Below are 2,921 nucleotides of genomic sequence, written 5' to 3' on the forward strand. Positions count from 1 at the left end.
CCCTTCGATACATGAAAGGCATCACACCGTGTGCGATGCCCATTTGTTTTCATTATATGAATAGCTTGTACCGTTCATAACTACTTGAAGATGTATTTATTTTACACCGAACGTACAACTTTCTCAACCAATACGTAAAAGCACAGCTCATTCGCTGTGCTTACCGTTAAAACGGAATATATTTTAATGGGTCGACTGCGTTAGACTTTGATGCATTCCAAGGTCCGCGATGCAATTCAAAATGTAAGTGCGCGCCAAATGAGCGACCTGTATTGCCCATATAGCCGATCATTTGTCCTTTACTTACGTTTTGTCCTTCACCAACAAGGCGGGACTCAAGATGGGCATATACTGTCGTGTACACTTGTCCATCAATATAGTGCATGATAAAAATGACGTTTCCGTAACTCGAGGAATAGTATGAGCGGTAAACATAACCGTCAGCTGCCGCAACGACAGGCACACTAGCCCCGCGTTTTCCAATGTCGATTCCGTAGTGGAATTCACCCCACCGCGGTCCAAATGTTGATGTAATTGGACCGTTTGCTGGGCGCATGAACGCACCGTCTGACACAGGAGGCAAACTGCCACCGCTCTCTGACGATGATCCGCGGCTTGATAATGCTCGTTTCCGTGCTTCTTCCTGTTCTTTTTGGCGACGAATCATCTCTTGTAATTGGTTTTTCATAGCTGCTTCTTGCTTCTCAAGCAGCTCTTTTTCTTCCTCTAAAGCGAGTTGCTTTTCCTCTTCGTGCTTTTGCTGCTCTTTCAATTGCGCCATCAGTTTTTCTTTCGCCGCAATTTGTTCGTTTAACGTTTGTTTTAACTTTTGTAGCTCATTTAGCTGCTCTTGCAGGCGAACTAAGCTGTCGTTTAGCTCTTCCTCTTTTGCTTCTTTTAACGCTTTATCTGCTTCTTGCTCTTTAATGATTTGACGGTCTGCTTCGAAAATGGTCGCAACCGCGCTCATTCGGTCGATAAAATCGCTGAAACTTTTCGCTCCAAGCAACACGTCCAAATAACTGACAACTCCTCCGCTTTCTTGCAGCGAGCGCGCCCGCTCTTTCAACAACTCATTGCGTTGCTCAATGCGGGCTGTTACTTCCTCGATTTCTTTGCGAAGCGCGATAATTTGCTGTTTCGTTTCTTCAATATTTTGTTGTTTCGCACGAATGTTAGCACTTGTCTCTTCGACAGCTAAATCGAGCTTTTTAATTTCCGCATCGATCTTTTGCTGTTCCGCTTTTAGCCGTTCAATTTCTTGTTGCGACTGTTCAATTTTATTTTCAATCGTTGACTGCTTTTGTTGTACATTTTTTATTTCTTCTTTTTTCTGTTGAATATCACGTTTCGTCACCGCATACGCAGGCGCAGCTACGCTTGAAACAAGCAGCATCACAGCGACAACAATCGTTCCCCATCTTTTTTGCACCGTAAACCCCTCTCTCTTTCTATACTTTCAAAAATCGTCTGACAGACATCAAGCTTCCCCACATGCCGATGCATGCTCCTAATAAAACGAGCACTGCCGCCAATTGCCATGCAAACGGATAAAAAGGAAGAAGTTGAAAAAACGTATCTTTTAATTTTGGGTACAGTAAATCAAATACGTACGAATAAGCGGATAGAACGATCGCAATTGGCACAACTGAACCTAATACACCGAGCCATAGCCCTTCAAGGAAAAACGGCCAGCGAATAAATCCGTTAGTCGCCCCTACTAATCTCATAATCTCAATTTCACGACGACGGGCAAAAATTGTAATTTTAATCGTATTTGAGATGAGAAACATCGCCGTAAATAATAATCCGACAATGAGCGCCAATCCGACGTTGCGAATCGTCGTCGTTGCCGCAAATAGCTTTTCAATTTGTCCTTTTCCGTATTTGACTTTACCGACAGAAGGCAAAGCTTCAATTTGTTTTGCGATTTTTTCCGTATCAAGCGGATTTTTTGCTTTCACAATAAATACATCGCTTAACGGATTATCTTGCTCAAACAAACGAAACGACTGCCCATCTTCCCCAAAACTGTCAATTAATTTTTGAAGCTCTTCATCTTTTGATGAGTACGTCACTTTTTCTACACCAGAAAGAGCTTCCAGCTTCGCCCGTAGCACATCTTTATCCGCATCTGTTGCGCTCAAATCGACATGCACGCGAATTTCGACATCGCGCTCAATTTGCTTCGTTATATGTTGGATATTGAGCATGATGACGAGAAACACGCCGACAAGCAACAGCGTTACAGTGACAGCACTAATGGACGCAAACGTCATCCAACCGTTTCGTCCGAGACTTTTAAAACTTTCACGAAAATGGCGGCGAAGGGTGTTAAGCCTCATAACCGTATTCCCCCTTCACTTCATCGCGCACAATTTTGCCGCGTTCAATCGCAATGACACGCCTGCGAATCGTGTTGACGATTTCGCGGTTATGCGTCGCCATCACAATGGTCGTCCCACGATCGTTAATGCGCTCGAAGATGTCCATAATTTCCCAAGATGTATCTGGATCTAAATTTCCCGTCGGTTCATCGGCAATGACAATCGCTGGATTGTTGACGATTGAACGGGCAATCGACACTCGCTGTTGCTCTCCTCCGGACAATTCATTAGGGTAAAAGCGCGCTTTATGTTTGAGCCGTACTAAATCGAGCACTTCCATGACGCGCTTGCGAATGTTTTTCGGCGATTCCTCAATAACTTCCAAAGCAAACGCTACATTTTCATATACCGTTAACTTCGGAAGCAATTTAAAATCTTGAAATACGATACCGATGTTTCGGCGCAACAAAGGGACTTTGCTATCTTTTATATTCGCCAAGTTCACGCCATTAATCATAATTTTGCCGCTTGTCGGCTTCTCTTCGCGATACATCATTTTAATAAACGTCGATTTCCCAGCGCCGCTCGGACCGA

The 2,921-nt window shown here is 43.9% G+C and carries 3 protein-coding genes; all 3 read right to left on the reverse strand.

Annotated elements, in window-relative coordinates; genetic code table 11:
* Positions 1–166: 166 nt before the first annotated feature.
* Complete coding sequence (locus tag V7Z64_RS12745) at positions 167–1,432, reverse strand: murein hydrolase activator EnvC family protein (RefSeq protein WP_297990710.1); 1,266 nt, start codon at positions 1,430–1,432, stop codon at positions 167–169.
* A 19-nt stretch (positions 1,433–1,451) separates the two neighbouring features.
* Positions 1,452–2,345, reverse strand: a complete 894-nt coding sequence (gene ftsX / locus V7Z64_RS12750; RefSeq protein WP_003397340.1) for a permease-like cell division protein FtsX — start codon at positions 2,343–2,345, stop codon at positions 1,452–1,454.
* Positions 2,335–2,921: cell division ATP-binding protein FtsE (locus V7Z64_RS12755; RefSeq protein WP_334110651.1), on the reverse strand; the 587-nt coding region annotated here is incomplete at its 5' end. The genes V7Z64_RS12755 and ftsX, both read right to left, overlap by 11 nt.

The sequence above is a fragment of the Anoxybacillus sp. genome (genome assembly GCF_036834105.1).
Lineage (GTDB): Bacteria > Bacillota > Bacilli > Bacillales > Anoxybacillaceae > Anoxybacillus.